The organism is Embleya sp. NPDC055664, from assembly GCF_053618075.1.
The window spans coordinates 14,510-33,728 of record NZ_JBSHGZ010000026.1 but is presented as its reverse complement, the minus strand read 5'-3'; the positions used below and the strand labels follow the sequence as shown (position 1 = coordinate 33,728).

14 protein-coding genes are annotated in these 19,219 nt (G+C 71.0%); 3 read left to right on the top strand and 11 right to left on the bottom strand.

The window, feature by feature from the left end; all coding sequences use genetic code 11:
- Positions 1-194 precede the first annotated feature (194 nt).
- The 3 genes from ACWGR4_RS32570 to ACWGR4_RS32560 all read right to left on the bottom strand — a co-directional run bounded on the left by ACWGR4_RS32570 (position 195) and on the right by ACWGR4_RS32560 (position 5,562).
- Positions 195-1,637 carry an aldehyde dehydrogenase family protein gene (locus ACWGR4_RS32570; protein ID WP_452130616.1) on the bottom strand — a complete coding sequence of 481 codons (1,443 nt, stop codon included), beginning with the start codon at positions 1,635-1,637 and terminating at the stop codon, positions 195-197.
- A 108-nt stretch (positions 1,638-1,745) separates the two neighbouring features.
- Positions 1,746-3,266 carry a PucR family transcriptional regulator gene (locus ACWGR4_RS32565; RefSeq protein WP_452130615.1) on the bottom strand — a complete coding sequence of 507 codons (1,521 nt, stop codon included), beginning with the start codon at positions 3,264-3,266 and terminating at the stop codon, positions 1,746-1,748.
- A gap of 43 nt (positions 3,267-3,309) precedes the next feature.
- Positions 3,310-5,562 carry a hypothetical protein gene (locus ACWGR4_RS32560; protein WP_452130614.1) on the bottom strand — a complete coding sequence of 751 codons (2,253 nt, stop codon included), beginning with the start codon at positions 5,560-5,562 and terminating at the stop codon, positions 3,310-3,312.
- A gap of 433 nt (positions 5,563-5,995) precedes the next feature.
- On the opposite strand from ACWGR4_RS32560, the gene gabT reads away from it, so the two are divergent.
- Positions 5,996-7,351 carry a 4-aminobutyrate--2-oxoglutarate transaminase gene (gene gabT / locus ACWGR4_RS32555; protein ID WP_380003068.1) on the top strand — a complete coding sequence of 452 codons (1,356 nt, stop codon included), beginning with the start codon at positions 5,996-5,998 and terminating at the stop codon, positions 7,349-7,351.
- A gap of 204 nt (positions 7,352-7,555) precedes the next feature.
- On the opposite strand, the gene ACWGR4_RS32550 is transcribed toward gabT, so the two are convergent.
- Positions 7,556-8,143: an STAS domain-containing protein gene (locus tag ACWGR4_RS32550; RefSeq protein WP_380003067.1), complete on the bottom strand. Its 588-nt coding sequence runs from the start codon at positions 8,141-8,143 to the stop codon at positions 7,556-7,558.
- A gap of 382 nt (positions 8,144-8,525) precedes the next feature.
- On the opposite strand from ACWGR4_RS32550, the gene ACWGR4_RS32545 reads away from it, so the two are divergent.
- Together ACWGR4_RS32545 and ACWGR4_RS32540 are read left to right on the top strand one after the other, a co-directional pair.
- On the top strand, positions 8,526-9,173 hold the full coding sequence (locus ACWGR4_RS32545) for a phosphatase PAP2 family protein (protein WP_452130613.1): 648 nt from the start codon (positions 8,526-8,528) through the stop codon (positions 9,171-9,173).
- A gap of 238 nt (positions 9,174-9,411) precedes the next feature.
- Positions 9,412-10,830 (top strand): APC family permease, encoded by a 1,419-nt coding sequence (locus ACWGR4_RS32540; protein WP_380003065.1) that lies wholly within the window; start codon positions 9,412-9,414, stop codon positions 10,828-10,830.
- A gap of 99 nt (positions 10,831-10,929) precedes the next feature.
- Here ACWGR4_RS32540 and ACWGR4_RS32535 read toward each other — a convergent pair whose 3' ends face one another.
- The 7 genes from ACWGR4_RS32535 to ACWGR4_RS32505 all read right to left on the bottom strand — a co-directional run bounded on the left by ACWGR4_RS32535 (position 10,930) and on the right by ACWGR4_RS32505 (position 19,119).
- Complete coding sequence (locus ACWGR4_RS32535) at positions 10,930-11,724, bottom strand: tyrosine-protein phosphatase (protein ID WP_452130612.1); 795 nt, start codon at positions 11,722-11,724, stop codon at positions 10,930-10,932.
- 106 nt (positions 11,725-11,830) lie between these two features.
- The gene (locus ACWGR4_RS32530; RefSeq protein ID WP_452130611.1) at positions 11,831-12,790 is read right to left on the bottom strand and encodes a metallophosphoesterase; all 960 of its coding nucleotides are present in this window, start codon (positions 12,788-12,790) and stop codon (positions 11,831-11,833) included.
- A gap of 164 nt (positions 12,791-12,954) precedes the next feature.
- Positions 12,955-14,457, bottom strand: a complete 1,503-nt coding sequence (locus ACWGR4_RS32525; protein ID WP_380003062.1) for a CoA-acylating methylmalonate-semialdehyde dehydrogenase — start codon at positions 14,455-14,457, stop codon at positions 12,955-12,957.
- A gap of 236 nt (positions 14,458-14,693) precedes the next feature.
- Positions 14,694-16,124: an NAD(P)/FAD-dependent oxidoreductase gene (locus ACWGR4_RS32520; protein ID WP_380003061.1), complete on the bottom strand. Its 1,431-nt coding sequence runs from the start codon at positions 16,122-16,124 to the stop codon at positions 14,694-14,696.
- A 105-nt stretch (positions 16,125-16,229) separates the two neighbouring features.
- Entirely contained in the window at positions 16,230-17,030 is an 801-nt protein-coding gene (locus ACWGR4_RS32515; RefSeq protein WP_078977419.1) for an ABC transporter permease, read from the bottom strand.
- Positions 17,030-17,971, bottom strand: a complete 942-nt coding sequence (locus tag ACWGR4_RS32510) for an ABC transporter permease (RefSeq protein WP_452130610.1) — start codon at positions 17,969-17,971, stop codon at positions 17,030-17,032. Before ACWGR4_RS32510 ends, ACWGR4_RS32515 begins: the two co-directional genes overlap by 1 nt.
- On the bottom strand, positions 17,968-19,119 hold the full coding sequence (locus tag ACWGR4_RS32505) for an ABC transporter ATP-binding protein (protein ID WP_452130609.1): 1,152 nt from the start codon (positions 19,117-19,119) through the stop codon (positions 17,968-17,970). The genes ACWGR4_RS32510 and ACWGR4_RS32505 overlap by 4 nt, the downstream gene beginning before the upstream one ends.
- Between the last annotated feature and the right edge of the window lie 100 nt (positions 19,120-19,219).

Genomic DNA, 19,219 nt, shown 5'->3' with positions numbered 1-19,219 from the left:
CTGCCCGTGCACGTCCACTGAATGCCGGGTAACGGGGTTTTGTCCAGAGCTATGCCACCGCCGACGTCAAGACATGCGCGCGTTGATCCGAGGCGTGCGCCGCGTCGATCCCGGGCACCCGCCGCGTCGATCCCGGGCATGCGAAAGGGCCCGGCGGCACCACCCCAGGTGGCCGGGCCCTTCGTCGGTGGGGCCTACAGGTCGAGGCCGGTGAGGACCATCACGCGCTCGTACGTGAAGTCGGTCATCGCGTAGGTGACGCCCTCGCGGCCGACGCCGGAGTTCTTGGCGCCGCCGTACGGCATCTGGTCGGCGCGGTAGGACGGGGCGTCGCCGATGATCACGCCGCCCACCTCCAGTTCGCGCTGGGCCCGGAACGCGGTCTGGATGTCGTGCGTGAACACGCCGGCCTGAAGGCCGAACTCGGAGTCGTTGACCGCGGCGAAGGCGGCGTCGGTGCCGTCCACCCGGGTCAGCGTGAGCACCGGGCCGAAGACCTCCTCGCAGGCGATGGTGACGCCCGCCGGGACCTCGCTGAGCACGGTCGGCGCGTAGTTCGCGCCGTCGCGGGTGCCGCCGGTGAGCACCTTGGCGCCGGCCTGCACGGCCTCGTCCACCCACGCCTGCACCCGCTCGGCGGCGGCCACGCTGACCAGCGGGCCGACGTCGACCGCGTCGTCCTCGGGGTCGCCGGTGACCTGCGCGGCGACCTTGGCCACGACCTTCTCGACCAGGCGGTCGTACACGCTCGTGTCGGCGATCACCCGCTGCACCGAGATGCAGGACTGGCCGCCCTGGTAGTTGGAGAACGTCGCGATCCGCTGCGCGGCCCACTCCAGGTCGGCCTCGGAGGACCAGTCGGCGAGCACGACGGCGGCGGCGTTGCCGCCCAGTTCCAGGGTCACGTGCTTGCGCGGGACCGCGTCCATGATGCTCCAGCCCACCGGGCCCGAGCCGGTGAACGAGATGACCGGCAGCCGCTCGTCCTCGACCAGGGCCGGCATCCGGTCGTTGGGCACCGGCAGCACGCTCCAGGCACCGGCAGGCAGGTCCGTCTCGGCCAGGATCTCGCCCAGGACCAGCGCGGACAGCGGGGTGGCCGGCGCCGGCTTGAGGATGATCGGCGCGCCGACCGCGATCGCGGGGGCGACCTTGTGCGCGACCAGGTTGAGCGGGAAGTTGAACGGCGCGATGCCGAGCACCACACCCTTGGGGATCCGCCGGACCAGCGCGTAGCGGCCGGTGCCGCCCGCATCGGTGTCGAGGCGCATGCCCTCGCCGTTGAACCGGCGGGCCTCCTCGGCGGCCCAGCGGAACACCGATACCGCGCGACCGACCTCCCCGCGCGCCCACTTGATCGGCTTGCCGTTCTCGGCGGTGATCAGCCGGGCGATCTCCTCGGTGCGCTCACCCAGGCGCCGGGCGACGTGGTCCAGGGCCGCGGCGCGGCGGTACGCGGGCAGCGCGGCGAACTCGTGCGCGCTCGCGTGGGCGGCGGCGACGGCCTCCTCGATCTGCGCGTCGGTGGGCTCGAAGACCCGGCCGACCAGCCGGCCGTCGTACGAGTTGGTGACGTCGAAGGTCGACTCGCCGGTGGCCTGGCGGCCCGCCAGCCAGAACGCGTGGGTGGTGGTCACTGCTGCTCCTTCTCCGTCAACGGGCGCCGATGATCCCGGTGTCGTCCACGGTACGTCGATCGGGCGGGCGAGTTTTTGTCCATGCCGGCCAATCCCGGCCCGCCGGTGCTACGACTTGTCCTCGGCGGTGCCGGTCGTGTCGCGCAGCGCGAACCACAGTTCCGCGCGGGTGTCCGGATCGTCCAGGGTGCGGCCGAGGATCTCCTCGACCCGGCGGATGCGATAGCGCAGCGTGTGCCGGTGTACGCCCAGATCGCCCGCCGCCGCGTCCCACTGCCCGTGCCGGGCCAGCCACGCGCGCAGCGAGACGATCAGGTCGCCCCGACCGCCCGCGTCGTGCGCGCGCAGCGGCGCGAGCACCTGATCGGCCCACGCGTGCACCGCGTCGCCGTCCAGGAGCGGCAGCAGGCCGCCCGCGTCCCGGCCGTGCACGGTCAGCGCCTTCTCCGAGCGCAGGCCCACCGCGTGCGCGCCCAGCGCCTGCCGATAGCCGTCGCCCGCCCGGTCCGGCTCGACCGGACCGGACACGCCCGCGACCAGCCCCGGCAGGTCGACCGGCTCGACCGGGTCGACCGACTCCGGCAGCACCAGCACCGTCGCGCCGGCCAGTTCGCCGGTCAGTGCCGGGGTGCCCGCCCGGGCCGCCCGCGCGCACAGCCGCTCCGTGAACGCGGCCACCGCCGCGTCCGGTCCGGTGGCCACCACCATCCGCCACGGCCCGGGCGGCAGATCGGCCGCGATGTCGTGGGCCAGTTCGGCGGGCGTCGCCCGCTCCCCCGTGAGCAGCAGCCGCAGCAGCGCGGTCCGCATCCGGGCGCCGGCGTCGGCGCCCGCCCGGGACTGCTCCAGGGCCAGGGTGAGCAGCGACGCGGCGGTGCCCAGGGTCTGCCGGTCGGCGGTACGCGCGGGCCGGTCGGTACCCACCGCCAGGAACCCGCTGATCCGTCGCTCGGCGCCCAGCGACTGCACCACCACCCGCCCGCCGTCCTCGTCCTCCTGGAGCGACGCCGAGGACGGGGCGGGCATCCGGCGCAGCTTGTCGATGTCGGCGCGCAGCGCCTCGGTACGCGGGCGGGCAGCCGCAGGTGCCACCTGGCGCAGCGTGCCATCGGCGTCGTAGAGCGCGGCCCAGCCGTCGAGCCGGCCCGCGAGTCGGCGGATCAGCGTCGCGGCGCCCTCGCGCCCGGCGGCGGCCCGGGTCAGCTCCTGCTGCACCGCGAATCCGGTGGTGACCGTCTCGTACTGCTCGGCCGCGAGCGCCGAGGAGACCACCTTGCTGATCGCGATGAACGGGGTCGGCCGGGGCACCTCGAACACCGGGAAGCCGTGGCTCTCGGCCGTCTCGACGATCACCGCGGGCACCCGGTCCAGGGTCAGTCCCACGCCGATGCCCAGGCCCGCCACCTCGGCCGCGGCCAGCCGCTCGACGTAGGCGCGCCGCTCGGCGTTGTTGCGGCCGAGCTTCATCCCGGTGGTCAGCAGCAGTTCGCCGCCCTCCAGGTAGGGCGTGGGGTCGGCCAGTTCGCTGGTGTGCACCCACCGCACCTCGCGCTCCAGGCCGCCCTTGCCCGCGAGCACGCGCAGGTCGAGGGCGGGCGCGCGGACCAGGGAGGCGAGGGTGGGCGGCATGTCGGTTTGTCCAAACTGGAGTGGGAGAGGTCTCCAGTGTGACTCAGCGGCCGAGATCGATCAGCACGGGAGGCGTGCGCTCGCCTTTCCGGGTGGTCAGGCTGAGCACGGCGTGCCCGGTGGGCAGGTCGCTGGTGAGTTCGGCCGGCGACCAGCGATAACGCTCGACGGTGCGGGTGGTCACCCGCTCGGAGCGTCCGCTCGCCTTCTCGCCGAACAGCGCGCCGAGCACCGAGTAGCGCAGCCGCTTGACCAGGCCGCCCTCCGGCGAGCCCATGGTGATCGAGCGCTCCTGCTCCTTGGTCATGCCCCAGTGTTCGGCGAACAGTTCGGCGTCGGCGCGGGAGGCGCCCGGGACGATCGCCTTGCAGCCGGCCGCGGCGAACACGCCGTGCCGCAGCGCCGGGGCCAGGTCGTCGAGCGAGCGCACCGACAGGACCAGGCCGGCACGGCGGTTGCGGGCCCACTGCAGGCCCTTGGCCGCGTACTCGTCGATCAGCCGACCCGCGTCGTCGGCGACCAGGCACGCGAACACCCGGCGCGGTCCGCGTTCGCGCCGCGGGGTGGCCATCGCCTGGACGAACTGGGCCAGCACGAGCCGGCCGATCAGCCGGGCCGCCTCGGGGTGCGCCGCCTCGTTCAGCGCGATCCGCACCCGCAGCGGCCGGTCGATCTCGCCCGCGCCGAACCGCTCCCGGTCGGCGTGGAACAGCTCGGCGACGCCGGGTCTCTCCAGCACCGCGAGCCGCTGCACCAGCATCCGCGCGTCGTCGTCGCCGCGCGCCATCGCCCGCAGCGCCCGCTCGTGTTCGGGGTAGCGGCCCGCCGCGCGCAGCGCCTCCTCCAACGCGGCCAGCGCCGCCTCGGTGCCGTCGAGCAGGTCGAGCAGCGTGCCCACGTCGGGATAGCGGTCGTGCCCGGCCACATACGCGCCCAGCACCTGGCGCAGCGCGTTGCTCGCGCCCTCGCCCAGGCCCAGCGCGCTCGGCGGCAGCGCGGCGGCGGCGAGCCGATCGGCCGCGTCCTCGGGAGTGCCGGCGCCGCCGTACAGGTCCAGGCCCCACGGCGAGTCGCGGTCGCCGACGATCACTTCGCGGTCGTAGCCGCCGGGGCGCTCGAACTCGTCGCCCTTGGCGTCGATCACCAGCAGCGAGGCGGTGCCGGTGAGCGCGCGCAGGCTCATCGCCTCCACGACCGGTTCGAGCAGCCGCCCCGGCTCGCCGGCCCGGGACGCGCCGACCACCAGCATCGAGGCGCCGAGCACGTCCGGGTCCAGGGCGAAGTCGGCGGCGCGGTACAGCGCCGGATTGCGCGCGTGGTCGGTGCCCGCCCCGATCCGTACCTGCCCGGTCAGCAGGTCGTGCTCGGCCCGCCGCGGCCGCACGTCGCGCTGCCCGGAGCCGTGCCGACAGGCCGCAGCGCCGTGATCGACGATCTCCTCGGCCACGTCGGCCAGATACTCGGAGTCCCGGTCGCCCGCCTCGATCACCCGGCGCAACCGCAGGTAGTCCACGTCCCGCAAGCGCCCCGCCGCCACCTCGTCGTCGAGCACGTCGGCGGCCTCGTGCTGCCCCGCGTCGCGCAACTCGGGCCACAGGTCGGCATCGACGGGCGCCTCCTCGTCCTCGGGCGTCGCGTGCTCGCGCGGGGTGCGGGTGTACGGCTCGACCACCACGCGCCACCGGCCGAGCACCGCGGCGGCGTAGACGAAGCCGCCGTTGTAGACGAGACGCACCAGCCACTGCAGGTCGTGCAGCGCCCCGCGCGGAAAGATCAGCAGGAGCAGCGCGACGAACGGCCGCATCAGCACGATCCAGGCGACGAAGCCGAGCACCAGGAACAGCGCGGCCCGGCGCCACTGTTCGGGGCGCGGACGCCCGTTCAGCTCGGCGCGCCGGTCCAGTCGTTGCCACCACGGGCGCAGGAAGGGCCAGGCGATCTCGTACCAGCGGCCGAGGTAGCAAAAGAGCGCGAACACCAGGACGTAGAGCAGGTTGTTGAACAGCAGCGGCCACAGGAACTCGGGCAGGATCTTCCGGACCAGCCAGACGTAGGCGAGGATCACCCAGTTCAGGCTCGCGATCGCGATCACCAGCCACAGCACGGCCCTGCGCACCAGCGCGGCCTCGGGCCGGGTGCGGGCGTCGCGCTCGGCCGCGCGCAGCCGGATCTCCCGCTCGTCGCGCCCGAACCCGTAGATGCCGGGGGCCTCGCGGTGTCGCGGCCCGCGCAGCCAGCCGCGCAGGTCGAAGCCGTCGGGATCGAGGCCGCGTCCGGGCGAGGCCGGCGCCGGCACCCGGGCCCGGCCCGCGGGCGGGCGACGGCCCGGCGGCTCTTCGGCGCGGGTGCGATCGCTTCGGCCGCGATCATCTCGGCCGCGATCACCGCGGCTGCGATCACCGCGAAGGGCCTCGGCCTCGACGGCCCGCGACGCAGGGGAATCCGACCGTTCCACGTTCACGCCTCGCCCTTCCGGAACCACACCTTCGGCCGGGACTCAATCTAGGCGCGGAACCCGCGCTCGTGACGATCATTCCGAGGCGAGTCCGCAATCCGTTCCGCAATCCGTTCGGAGTTGTTGTGCCCGATCGGCATTTGTCCATCCCGGACACAAGCAACCGGGCGACTCACCGATGCGGCGCATGCGGCGAACACCACCCGGCGCCTAGCCTGCGGAGAGGACCACGGTGCCACCGCGCCGACCCACCTCGACCCCACAGGAGACCAGCATGGGCGCTTCGCAGCCCGGCGGGCCCTCGCTCCCGCAGGAGCGCCGGCTCGTCACCGCCATCCCCGGCCCGAAGTCGACCGAGCTGATGAACCGCCGCAACGCGGCGGTCCCGCGCGGCGTCAGCACCACCCTGCCGGTCTTCGTGACCCAGGCGGGTGGCGGCGTGGTCGTCGACGTGGACGGCAACTCGCTGATCGACTTCGGCTCCGGCATCGCGGTGACCAGCGTCGGCAACTCGGCCGAGGGCGTGGTGCGTCGCGCCTCCGAGCAGTTGCAGCGCTTCACCCACACGTGCTTCATGGTGACCCCGTACGAGTCGTACGTGGCCGTCGCCGAGCAGCTGAACGAGCTGACCCCCGGCGACCACGACAAGCGCACCGCACTGTTCAACTCGGGCGCCGAGGCGGTGGAGAACGCGATCAAGATCGCGCGTGCCCACACCAAGCGCCCCGCCGTCGTGGTGTTCGACCACGGCTACCACGGTCGCACCAACCTGACCATGGCGCTGACCGCGAAGAACATGCCGTACAAGGAGTCGTTCGGCCCGTTCGCGCCCGAGGTGTACCGGGTCCCGGTCGCCTACCCCTACCGCTGGCTCACCGGTGCGGAGAACTGCGCCGAGGAGGCCGCCGCGCAGGCGATCGACGCGATCACCAAGCAGATCGGCGCGCACAACGTCGCCGCTGTGGTGATCGAGCCGATCCTGGGCGAGGGCGGCTTCATCGAGCCGGCCAAGGGCTTCCTGCCCAGGATCGTGGAGTTCTGCCGGGACAACGGCATCGTCTTCGTCGCGGACGAGATCCAGACCGGGTTCTGCCGCACCGGCCAGTGGTTCGCGTGCGAGGACGAGGGCATCGTGCCCGACCTGATCACCACCGCCAAGGGCATCGCGGGCGGCCTGCCGCTGGCCGCGGTGACGGGGCGCGCCGAGATCATGGATTCCGCCCATGCGGGTGGTCTGGGCGGCACGTACGGCGGCAACCCGGTCGCGTGCGCCGCGGCACTCGGCGCGATCGAGACCATGCGCGCGCTCGACCTGAACGGCGCGGCCCGCCGGATCGGCGAGATCATGCTGGGCCGACTGGGCGCGATGAGCGAGAAGTTCGCCGAGATCGGCGACGTCCGCGGGCGCGGCGCGATGATCGCGATCGAGCTGGTCAAGCCCGGCTCGAAGGAGCCGAACCCGGAGCTGGCCGGCGCGCTCGCCAAGGCGTGCCACGCCCAGGGCCTGGTGGTGCTGACCGCCGGCACCTACGGCAACGTGCTGCGCTTCCTGCCGCCGCTGGTGATCCCGGAGGACCTGCTCGTCGAGGGCTTGGACCTGCTGGAGCAGGCCTTCGCCGCCACGGTCTGAGTCGGGCGACACCCCGAACGGTCCGAACACCACGAACCCCCGGTCACCGGAATGCTCCGGCGCCCGGGGGTTCGGCGTCGTGTCGGGAAATCGGGTCGGAGGATCGGACCCGCGCTCGGCGGGCGATCACATCCGGATGCCTCGGACCCGGATGATCGGGATTCGGGATTCGGGGATCGGGATCGAACGATCGGGTTCGGGCGATCAGATCCGTGGTCGGCGCGGCGCCGGAGCGATCCGCTCGACCATGGTCAGGCCCGGAACGGCGTCCCACCCGCACAGGGCGAGCACGCGCACCATCTGTCGGCTCGCGCCGACCAGAACCATGTGCCCACCACGCCGCGCCAATGCGCCGGCCTGGTCGACGAACACGCGCAGACCCGCGACGTCGATGAACACGAGCTTGCTCACGTCCACCCGGACGTCGCCACCGTCGCGCGCGGCGGCGCCGAGGACACGGCGCACCACGTCCACGTTCGCCAGGTCGATCTCGCCTTCGAGCCGGAGGCCGCGCGGTCGGGTGGTGCGCACGACGCGAAGCTGGCGGTCGCTGGTCAGGACCACGCCCATCGCGCCCGCGCCGCGACCCGGCCGGGGTTCCACCGAGGAATCGAACACGGCACCGCCCGCCTTGACGCCCTTGGAAACCACCGGAGCCTCGATCCGGCGGACGCGCCCGCTCCCCGCAGGGGCCGGGATGCACGGCACGCGGTATGTCGAGTAATCGGACTCTTCAACCACCTGGCCAACCCTACCTTTGCGTGCTGACAGCAGAGGGGCGATCGACGACATTGCGTCAATGCCACGTCACTCGAGCCACCGTCGATTTGCCCTGCTTACGGATGTTCTCCGCGTACTTGGACTCTCCGGGGTGTCCGGAGTCACGCGACACGCGCTGTGACCCCGCTCACACCCTTCAATGCTCCAACGTACAGCGTGTATGTCCCACCTTCCAGACCGTGGAGAACGTGTGCAGGGTTTGTGAGGAGGCCGCGCGTCGGGAACTCGACGACCCCTTCTCCGCGTATCTTCGAGTGAGATGCACAGACCTTCCTCCGACACCGGCCCTGAGCAAGCCGGTGGCCGCCCCGGGACAACGCCCCCCGTTCCGGGGCGGTGGTCTGTTCACTCACAGTACACGCGCCGCCTCGCAGCGCCGCTGATTCTCGCCGTCGTGCTCCTGGCGCTCACCGTGCAGGTGATGGCCGAAAGCGGACCCTCGATCACGCTGGACCGGATCGTCCGCGACGGCACGCGAAACCTCGCCGACGCCACGGGCGCGGCCTGGCTCGACGGACCCATGCACACCCTCGCCGACCTCGGCGGACCGCTCCCCGCCGGCCTCGCACTCGCCGCGGCGGCGCTGTTCGCCGCGTGGCGGCTGCGCCGGGCGTACCCGATCACGATCGCGGCGGGCGCGGTGCTCGTGGTGACGGTCGCGGTGATCGGCGGCAAGGACCTGATCGGCCGGACCGGGCCGAGCGAGTCGCCGCTGCCCGCCGACCAGTGGGGCTTCTTCCCGTCGGGCCACACCGCCACCTCGACGATCTGCTACGGCACGGCCGCGCTGCTGCTCGGGCGTGTCGGCTCCGCGCGCGCGGCCCGGTGGTGGCATCGCGGCGCGGTGCTGTCGTGCGCGGCGATCGGCTTCTCCCTGTTGTGGTGCGACTACCACTGGTTGGCGGATGTGCTTGCCGCGTGGGCCCTGTGCGGGATCGTGTTGTGGGCGGCGGCGCACCTGACGGCCCGGATGGCGATCCGCCCGACGCACGGCCCGGCGGACCGGACGACGACCGGATCCGGCGACCGTCTCGCCAGGTGAACGGTCGGAGAACTTTTCCCGCAGGCCGATCTGCGGATTACGCACCATCACCTGCCAGCTTGGAGCGTTATCCGACGAAATCCGGGGGCACAACCTACGGAATCAGTTGGTATCGAAACCTTGACGCGTGATCAAACGGGCGTTTGTATTACGCCGCACCGTTCGGAACGTGCGAACGGCTCACATCCGTCCCGGAGGCGATAAACCGCACCCCGCTCTGTCCGCAGAGGTAGCGCTCATGGCTGTAGAAACCACCCCACCGCCGTCCGGGACCCTGACTCCAGTCACGCTCGAAGACGTCGGTGGCACACCCGCCCCGCTCAAACGATCCATCGGTGTCGTCGGCGGCACACTGCTCACCCTGTCCTGTCTGACCCCCGCGTCGTCCCTGTTCGTGATCGTGCCGGGCATGTTCGCGGATCTGGGGTCCGGGACCTCGCTGGCCCTGGTCGTGGCCGCCGTGCTGTGTATCGGGGTGGCGTTCTGCTACTCCGAGTTGGGCACGCTGATCCCCAGCGCCGGCGGCGAGTACGCCATGGTCGGCACCCTGATGGGGCGCTTCATGGGCTGGCTGGTCTTCATCATCGCCACCATCGTGGTGATGATCGTGCCGCCGATCATCGCGCTCGGCACCGCCGACTACCTGACCTCGATCGCCACGGTCGACACGATGTGGGCCGGCGCCGCGGTGATGATCCTGGCGACGATCATGGGCCTGCTCGACCTGCGCGCCAACGCGTGGGTGACCGGTGTGTTCCTGGCCCTGGAGGTGGTCGCCGCGGCGATCGTGGCCTTCCTCGGGTTCGGCAACGTGCACCAGTCCGCCTCGACGCTGGTCAAGCCCGAGGTGGTCGCGGACGCCGCGGCCGGCACCACCGACCCGCTGAAGATGGGCCTGCTGATCGCGGGCATGGCCGGCGCGCTGTTCGCGTTGCAGGGCTTCTCCACCGCGGTCTACCTGGCCGAGGAGATGGAGAACCCGCGGCGCACCGTCTCGCGCACGGTGTTGTGGACCCTGGGTCTGGGCGGCGTGATCCTGATCGTGCCGACCATCGCCATCTCGCTGGGCGCGCCGTCCCAGGCGGCACTGGCCGAGGGCGACATCCTCGGCCTGGTCGAGGGCTGGTCCAACCACGGCATGGCGACGTTCATCGGGCTGTGCATCGCACTGGCGATCATCAACGCGGGCGTGGTCATGGTGATCCAGAACTCGCGTGTGGTCTACGCCTCGGCGCGGGACAAGGCCTGGCCCGAACCGATCAACCGGGCCTTCGGCAAGGTGAACCGGTTCGGTTCGCCGTGGGTGTCCACGCTGGTGGTCGGCGTGCCGGGCGCACTGCTGTGCTTCGTCAACCTCGACATCCTCGGCGAGGTCACCGGCGTCGCGGTCGCCGCGCTCTACCTGACCGTGGCGCTGGCCGTACTGGTCGCCCGCCGGGGTGTGCACAAGAGCGGTCAGGCGTGGCGGATGCCGCTGTGGCCGGTGATCCCGGTGCTGCTGATCGCGGCGATGATCTACGTGCTGACCGAACAGCCGATGCGCGCGCTGGAGATCACCGGCGGCATCGTCGTGGTGGCCGCGCTGTACTGGGTGCTCTACCTGCGTCCGCGCCAGGAGACCCGCTGGAACATCAAGCTGATGGCCGACGACTCCTGAACCCCTCCCGTCTCCCGTGACCACCCGCCCGAGGGCGGTGCCTCCTCCTGTGGGCACCGCCCTCGGGTGTGTTCCGGGCCGGTACGGCTCGGCCCTCGGTCAGTCGGTCAGCAGCGCCGCGCGCAGCCGCTCCAGCCGGTCCGCGTCCAGGCCCAGGCCGCGTTCCAGGTAGGCGTCGAAGCCGCCCCAGTGGGTGTCCATCACCTCCAGCGCGCCGCGCAGGTACTCCTCGCGCACCTCCAGGAACGGCCGGAACAGCTCCAGCAGGCCCGGGCGCATCGCGAGCCGGTCGCTGTTGGGCGTGTAGCGGTGCGCCGGGTCGTTGCTGATCAGGTAGTTCGCCACCACGTCGTCGACGCCGACGCCGAGCAGGCGCTGGACCAGGGCCGCCGCGATGCCCGCGCGGTCCTTGCCGGCCGAGCAGTGCACCACCACCGGCAGGCCGTCGGCCCCGATCAGCGCGTGCACCAGTGCCGCGTGTTTGTCGACCCGGCTCACCACCTGGTCGCGGTAGTCCGCGGCGATCGACTTCTCCGCCCGCCCGTCGCCCAGCCGCTCGCGCAGCACGTCGAGGTCCGCCGAGCGCATGTCGCGCCAGAACTCCGCGCCCCGGGCCGGGTCGGACATCGACAGGTTGAGCCACCGCGCGCCCTCGGGCAGCACGTCCGCGCCGTCCAGCTCGATGTCGGCCGGGCTGCGCAGGTCGACCACGAGCCGGATGCCCAGTCGGGCCAGGCTCGTCCGGTCGGCGTCGGTGGGCGTGGCCAGGTGGCCGCTGCGGAAGTAGCGACCGGCCCGGATGTGTCGGCCGTCGACGGTGGGCAGACCGCCGATGTCGCGGAAGTTGCGGACGCCTTCGAGAGCGACTCCGGCGTGCGCCTGATGTTGTGTCACGTGTCTCCTCGTGCTGGTCGGGCCGGGATGGGAACAACCGCGATATCCGGGGCCGGGGTCGATCGGTCGGGGTCGATCGGGCCGCCGCGCGGGCTGTGCGTCGGGCTCAGGCGCCCCGTACCGGCCGGGGTTCGCCGAACCGCTCCTCGAACTGCTCGTCGCTCAGCGCGCGCATCTCCTCGACCGTCACCAGGCCCATCATCAGCTCGGTGAGGAAGCGCGGCGCGGGCCTGGCCCGCATCGCGTCGGTGATCGGCCCGGGCACGGTGTGCGCGGCGGATTCCACCCGGCCGTCCGGGTGCAGGGTGAAGGTCCGGTAGCCGGGGCCGTCGAAGTGCCTGCCCTCGTAGTCGATGCTGTACGTGGTCGAGGGCGCCACGAACACCGGTACACCCGCGAACTCGCCCTCCAGGGAGCCGTGCAGGTGTCCGCCGGAGATCGCCCGGATCCGCGGGAAGTCGCGCAGCAGCGCGCCGAGTCGGCCGGAGGGGTCCAGGTTCGGACAGATCTCCGCGAGCGGCGGCTGGTGCAGGAACAGCAGCGCGTGCTCGGCGTCCGAGCCGGCCAGGATCTCCCGGATCCGGGCAGCCTCCGGCGCGCTCAGCTCCGGCCCGTCGGCACGTGTCATGCGGTCGTCGAGGTCGCGGTACACCCCGTCCCCGACGTGTTCGCGACCCAGCGCGTTGGTGTCCACCATCAGCAGCAGCCAGGACCCGATCCGTACCGCGGGTTCCAGGTGCACGCCGGTGCGGGGCAGGCCGGCGGTGTAGGCGTCGTGGCTGTCGTGGTTGCCCGGGAGGCAGTACACCGGCACCGGCAGCGCCTGGAGCACGTCCCCGAGCCGCCGGTAGGCGCCCGGCTCGCCGGTGTCGGCCAGGTCGCCGGAGGCGACCAGTACGTCCGCCGCGGCGAGCGCGTCGGCGGCGCCCTCCAGGGTGGCCGCCAATCCCGCGTCCGGGTCGTGCCGTACGAATCCGTGGGTGCCCGGGGCGTCCCGGTAGTGCACGTCGGAGATCTGGATCAACCGGACGGCGGTGTCGCCGGCCGGACTGTCTTGGATGGGCATGCGCCGTTCCCCTGTCACGTCCGTAACGGCCGTCGACTGATCATCTGACGACCCGTCACGCATGCTGCCAGGGAAGGCGCGTGGAGGAAATGGCGAAGCCCGCCGGACCACGTCGTCGGGGTCCGGCGGGCTCGCCGTGAGGTCTCGCCGAGGCGAGGAGGTGATCAGTCGTTGGTGGGGAAGCCCAGGTTGATCCCGCCGTGGCTCGGGTCGAGCCAGCGCTGGGTGACGACCTTGCCCCGGGTGAAGAACTGCACGCCGTCGGCGCCGTACGCGTGCAGATCGCCGAACAGCGAGTTCTTCCAGCCGCCGAACGAGTAGTAGGCGACCGGGACCGGGATCGGCACGTTGATCCCGATCATGCCGACCTCGACCTCGTTCTGGAACTTGCGGGCCGCGCCACCGTCGTTGGTGAAGATCGCGGTGCCGTTGCCGTACGGGTTGGCGTTGATCAGGGCCAGGCCCTGGTCGTACGAGTCGACCCGGAGCACGGAGAGCACGGGGCCGAAGATCTCGTCGGTGTAGATCGACATCTCGGGGGTGACGTTGTCGAACAGGGTCGGGCCGACCCAGTAGCCGTCCGCCGTGTCGTCCCCGTTGATCGGGTGGGTGCGGCCGTCGACCACGAGCGTCGCGCCCTGGTCCACGCCGGCCTGTACATAGGACAGCACCTTGTCGGCGTGCTGCCGGGTGACCAGCGGGCCCATCTCGGACGCGGCGTCGTTGCCCGCGCCGACCTGGAGCTTGGTCATGCGCTCCCTGATCTTGCCGATCAGCTCGTCGGCGATCGGCTCGACCGCGACCAGGGCGGAGATCGCCATGCAGCGCTCGCCGGCCGCGCCGAAGCCGGCGTTGACCGCGGCGTCGGCGACCAGGTCGAGGTCGGCGTCCGGGAGCACCAGCATGTGGTTCTTGGCGCCACCCAGGGCCTGCACACGCTTGCCGTAGCGGGTGCCGTTCTCGTACACGTACTTGGCGATCGGGGTCGAGCCGACGAAGGAGACCGACTTGATGTCGGGGTGCTCCAGGATGCGGTCCACCGCGACCTTGTCGCCGTGCACGACGTTGAACACACCCTCGGGCAGGCCGGCCTGCTTCCACAGCTCGGCGAGGAAGTTCGCGGTCGAGGGGTCCTTCTCGCTCGGCTTGAGGATCACCGTGTTGCCGGTGGCGATCGCGATCGGGAAGAACCACATCGGGACCATCGCCGGGAAGTTGAACGGCGAGATGATCGCGACCGGGCCGAGCGGCTGGCGGATCGAGTAGACGTCGATGCCGGTCGACGCCTGCTCGGAGTGGCCGCCCTTCTGCAGGTGCGGGATGCCGCAGGCGAGTTCCACGACCTCCTGGCCGCGGGCGATCTCGCCGAGCGCGTCCGAGTGCACCTTGCCGTGCTCGGCCACGATGATCGCGGCCAGCTCGTCCTTCTTGGCGTTGAGCAGCTCGCGGAAGTTGAAGAGCACCTGGGAGCGCTTGGCCAGCGAGGCGTTGCGCCACGTCGCGAAGGCCCGGACGGCGACGGAGACGGCCTCGTCGACCTCGGCCACGGACGCGAAGTCGACCGTGCCGGTGACCTTGCCGGTGGCGGGGTTGTGGATGTCGCCACGACGCTCGGACGTCCCCGTCCACTCCGCGTTGGCAATCCAGTGGGTTACGTGGTTCGTCACGGGTCCGACCTTCCGAGGGGATGTGGTTTCGCCAGTCTGCGTGGTCCGGTGCGGGCGGCTCAACCTTCAGGTTGTCGGCGGTTCCGGCTTTTGGCTTACAGACCGTCTCGGTCGGGTTTTTTGGTGCCCACCCGCACCGCCCGTTGGGTTTCGGGCCAAGGCCGCGGTTTACCGCGAAGGGGTGGACGGATCGGGCCCCTCGGCCCTGGTCCGTCCACCCCTTCGGAGACCACTGCTCAGCTATCGAAGCCCATGCCCAGTTTGTCGAGGGTCTTGAGCCACAGGTTGCGCTTGCCGGCGTTCTTGTCGGCTCGGTCCATCGACCACTTCGTCATCGTGACGCCGGCCCACTTGATCGGTTCCGGAGGGAACGGAAGGGGCTTGGTGCGGACCATCTCCAGCTCGGTGCGCGCGGTCGGGCGGCCGTCGAGCTTGTCGAGCATCACCTCGGCGCCGAACCGGGTGGCGCCCACGCCGAGGCCCGTGTAGCCCATCGCGTAGGCCACCTTGCCCTTGTACGCCGTGCCGAAGAACGCCGAGAACCGGCTGCACGTGTCGATCGCGCCACCCCACGTGTGGGTGAAGCGCAGACCTTCGAGCTGCGGGAACGTCTCGAAGAAGTGCCCCGCGAGCTTCGCGAAGGTCTCCGGACGCTGGTCCAGTTCCGGGGACATCCGCGAGCCGTAGTGGTAGACGGCGTCGTAACCGCCCCACAGGATCCGGTTGTCCGCGCTCAGCCGGTAGTAGTGGAACTGGTTGTTCGTGTCGCCGATGCCCTGGCGGTTGTTCCAGCCGATCGCCGCCAACTGCCCGGCGCTCAGCGGCTCGGTCATCATCGCGTAGTCGTAGACCGGGACCACGAACGGCCGCAGCCGTTTGACCAGCGAGGGAAAGACGTTGGTGCCCAGCGCCACATGGCCCGCGAAGACCCGCCCGTAGGGCGTCTTCAGCATCATCCCCGAGCCGTGTTCGGCCAGTTCGGTCACCTTGGTGCGCTCGAAGACGCGTACGCCGAGCGACTCGCACGCGGCCTTCAGGCCCCAGGCCAGCCGGGCCGGGTCGACGATCGCGCAGCCCGTCTTGTCCCAGACGCCCGCGAGGTAGGTGGGCGAGTCCACCTCGGCCCGCACCTCGTCCCGGTCCAGGAAGGTCAGTTCGGTGCCGTACTTCGCCGCGAGGTCGATCTCCTCGCGCAGTTCCTCGACCTGGTGCGGCTGGGTGGCCACGTTGAGTTCACCGGTGCGGCGGAAGTCGCACTCGATGCCGTAGCGCTCGATCGCCGCCTCGATCTCGTCGAGGTTCTCCTCGCCGAGCCGTTCCAGCCGGGCGAGTTCGCCCTCCCAGCGGTCGAGACCGTTGTAGAAGCCGTGGGTCAGGCTCGCGGCGCAGAATCCGCCGTTGCGGCCCGAGGCCGCCCAGCCGATCTCGTGCGCCTCGATCAGGACCACGTCCCGCGAGGGGTTGCGCTCCTTGGCGATCAGCGCGGTCCACAGGCCCGAGTACCCGCCGCCGACCACCGCGAGATCGCAGTGGTCGTCGCCGATCAGGGCCGCGTGCGGCGCGGGGCGGTCCGGCTGGTCCAGCCAGAAGGGGACCGGCGCGGCGTCCGCGAGCGAGCGGACGGCCTCGACGGAGGGGGCAGGATCCGACGTGTTCCGGGGACCCATGGGGTTTCACCACTTTCGCGATGTCCGCCGGAGTCCCTGGTCGGACCCCGGCGGTTTCACCGCATAGCTACGGATCTGGGAGTGTTCATCATCCAACAGGCGTGGCTAGGCGCGTTGCCTGGCCCGCCGCGACGCGCGGATCTGCCCGATCATCACGATCAGTACGGCGATCACGAACATCGCCGAGCCGATCACGTTGATCTGCGGCGGGGTGCCGCGCTGGGCCGCGCCGTACACGAACATCGGGAACGTGACCGTGTTGCCCGACGTGAAGTTGGTGATCACGAAGTCGTCGAAGCTGAGCGCGAAAGCGAGCATCGCGCCGGCTCCGATGCCGGGTGCCGCGAGCGGCAGGGTCACCCGCAGGAACACCTGGGTGGGTGACGCGTACAGGTCCTGCGCGGCCTCTTCGAGCTTGGGATCCATGCCGAGCACCCGGGCCTTGACCGCGACCACCACGAAGCTCAGGCAGAACATGATGTGCGCGATCAGGATGGTCACGAAGCCGGTGTTGATCCGCATGTTCAGGAACAGCGTGCCGAGCGAGGCGCCCATCACCACCTCGGGCATCGACATCGGCAGGAACAGCAGCGTGTTGATCGCGCCCCGGGCCCGGAACCGGTAGCGGCCGAGCGCGAAGGCGATCGCGGTACCGAGGGCGGTGGCGATCAGCGTGGACAACACCGCGATCTTCATGCTGACCTCGACCGAGTCGCAGATGCCCGCGACCCCGCACGGCTTTTCCCACGCGTCGGTGGTGAAGCCGTTCCAGGTGTAGTTGAAGCGCCCGTTCGGGTCGTTGAACGAGAACATCAGCACGACGATGTTGGGCAGCGTCATGTAGCCCAGCGCGAGCAGGCCGACCAGAACGATGACGTTGCGACGCAACCAGTTGACGACGGCCATCAGACCAGGTCCTCCGTCCCCGCCTTGCGGATGTACGCGGTCACCATCAGCACGATCAGCAACATCAGGATGAACGACAGGGCGGCGGCGGTCGGGTAGTCCAGGACCCGCAGGAACTGGGTCTGGATCACGTTGCCCGCCATGCCGGTGTCCGGCGAGCCGAGCCACTGCGCGTTGACGTAGTCGCCGGAGGCCGGGATGAAGGTGAGCAGCGTGCCGGAGACCACGCCCGGCAGCGACAGCGGGAAGGTGACCTTGGCGAACGTGGTGCGCGGCGAGGCGTACAGGTCGCCGGCCGCCTCGTGCAGCCTCGGGTCGATCCGCTCCAGGCAGGCGTACAGCGGCAGCACCATGAACGGCAGGAAGTTGTAGGTCAACCCGCAGATCACCGCGAGCGGCGTGGCCAACACCCGGTCGTCCTGGGTGAGTCCGAGGAACGCCGTGACGTCGGTGAAGCGCAGCGTGTTGAGCACGTCCACGACGATCCCGTTGTCCGCGAGGATCGTCTTCCAGGCCAGGGTGCGCACCAGGAAACTGGTGAAGAACGGCGCGATCACCAGCACCAGCCACATGCCGCGCCACCGGCCCGCCTTGAACGCGATCGCGTAGGCGAGCGGGTAGCCGATCACCAGGCACATCACGGTCGCCGCGGCGGCGTAGCCGAACGAGCGCAGGAACTGCGGGTAGTACTGCTCGATCGCGTCCCAGTAGGTGGCCCAGTGCCAGGTGAGGTCGTAGCCCTTGGTCAGGTTGCCGGTCTGGAGCGAGGTGGAGCCCTGGACCACCATCGGAATGGCGAAGAACACCACGAGCCACAACAGGCCGGGGGCGAGCAGTGCGTACGGCACCCATCTGCCGCGCCGCGCCGGCTCGTTGCCCGCCTTGTCGGTGGTGTCCGCACCTCCCGTCGTGCCCGTGCCGAGGGTGCCGAGCGCGCTCACGCGGCGTCCTCGCTCGCCTCGGCGATGCCCGCGGTGAGGTCGCCCGATTCGAGCCCGAAGCCGTGCTCCGGGTTCCAGTGCAGCAGCACGCCGGCGCCGGGTATCAGGCGCCGGTCGCGCTCCATGTTCTGCTCGAAGACGGTGAATTCCTGGCCCCACGGCATCCGCACCACGTACTGGGTGGAGACGCCGATGAACGCGGCGTCCACGATCACCCCGCCGTCGAGCCGGTTGCGGCCGTCCGCGACCTTCGCGTCGGCCGCGTGCACGATGGTGATCTTCTCCGGGCGGATGCCCATCACCAGCCGGTCGCCGTCGGCGGCGGAGCGCGTGGCGGGCAGCACGAGGCGGTTGCCCTGCGCGTCGAGCAGCAGATCACCGTCGGCGCGCCCGGTCACCTTGGCCTCGACGAGGTTGGACTGCCCGAGGAAGTTGGCCACGAAGGTGGTGCGCGGCGACTCGTACAACTCGACCGGGGAGCCGAGCTGTTCGATGCGGCCGCCGTTCATCACGGCGATGGTGTCGGCCATCGTCATGGCCTCTTCCTGGTCGTGCGTGACGTGCACGAAAGTGATGCCCACGTCGGTCTGGATGCGCTTGAGTTCGAGCTGCATCTGCCGGCGCAGCTTGAGGTCCAGCGCGCCCAGCGGCTCGTCCAGGAGCAACACCTGCGGCGTGTTGATCAGCGCCCGGGCCACCGCGACCCGCTGCTGCTGGCCGCCGGAGAGTTGGGTCGGCTTGCGCTTGGCCAGGTGCCCGAGCTCGACCAGGTCGAGCATGTCCTTCACCTGCCCCGCGGTGTCCTTGACGCCGCGACGGCGCAGCCCGAAGCCGACGTTGTCGGCCACGCTCAGGTGCGGGAACAGCGCGTAGTTCTGGAACACCGTGTTGACGGGACGCTTGTACGGCGGCAGCGCCGTGACGTCGCGATCGCCGATGTGGACGGTGCCCGTCGAGGGCTGCTCCAGTCCGGCGATCATCCGCAACGTCGTGGTCTTGCCGCAGCCCGAGGCGCCGAGGAGGGCGAAGAACGATCCCGCGGGGATGGTCAGGTCCATGGGGCGGACGGCCGTGAAGTCACCGTAGTGCTTGCTCAGACCCGCCAAGGAGACATCGCCGGAGGCGCCGGCCCGCTGCTGCTCAGTCATGTTTCCTCTCGCCGCCCGGGACGGGTGAAGGCCCGTCCGCCGGCCACACGAGACGGCCGGGAGCTCTCGCTCTCGGCCGCCGATCCGGAAGGTGGGGGGG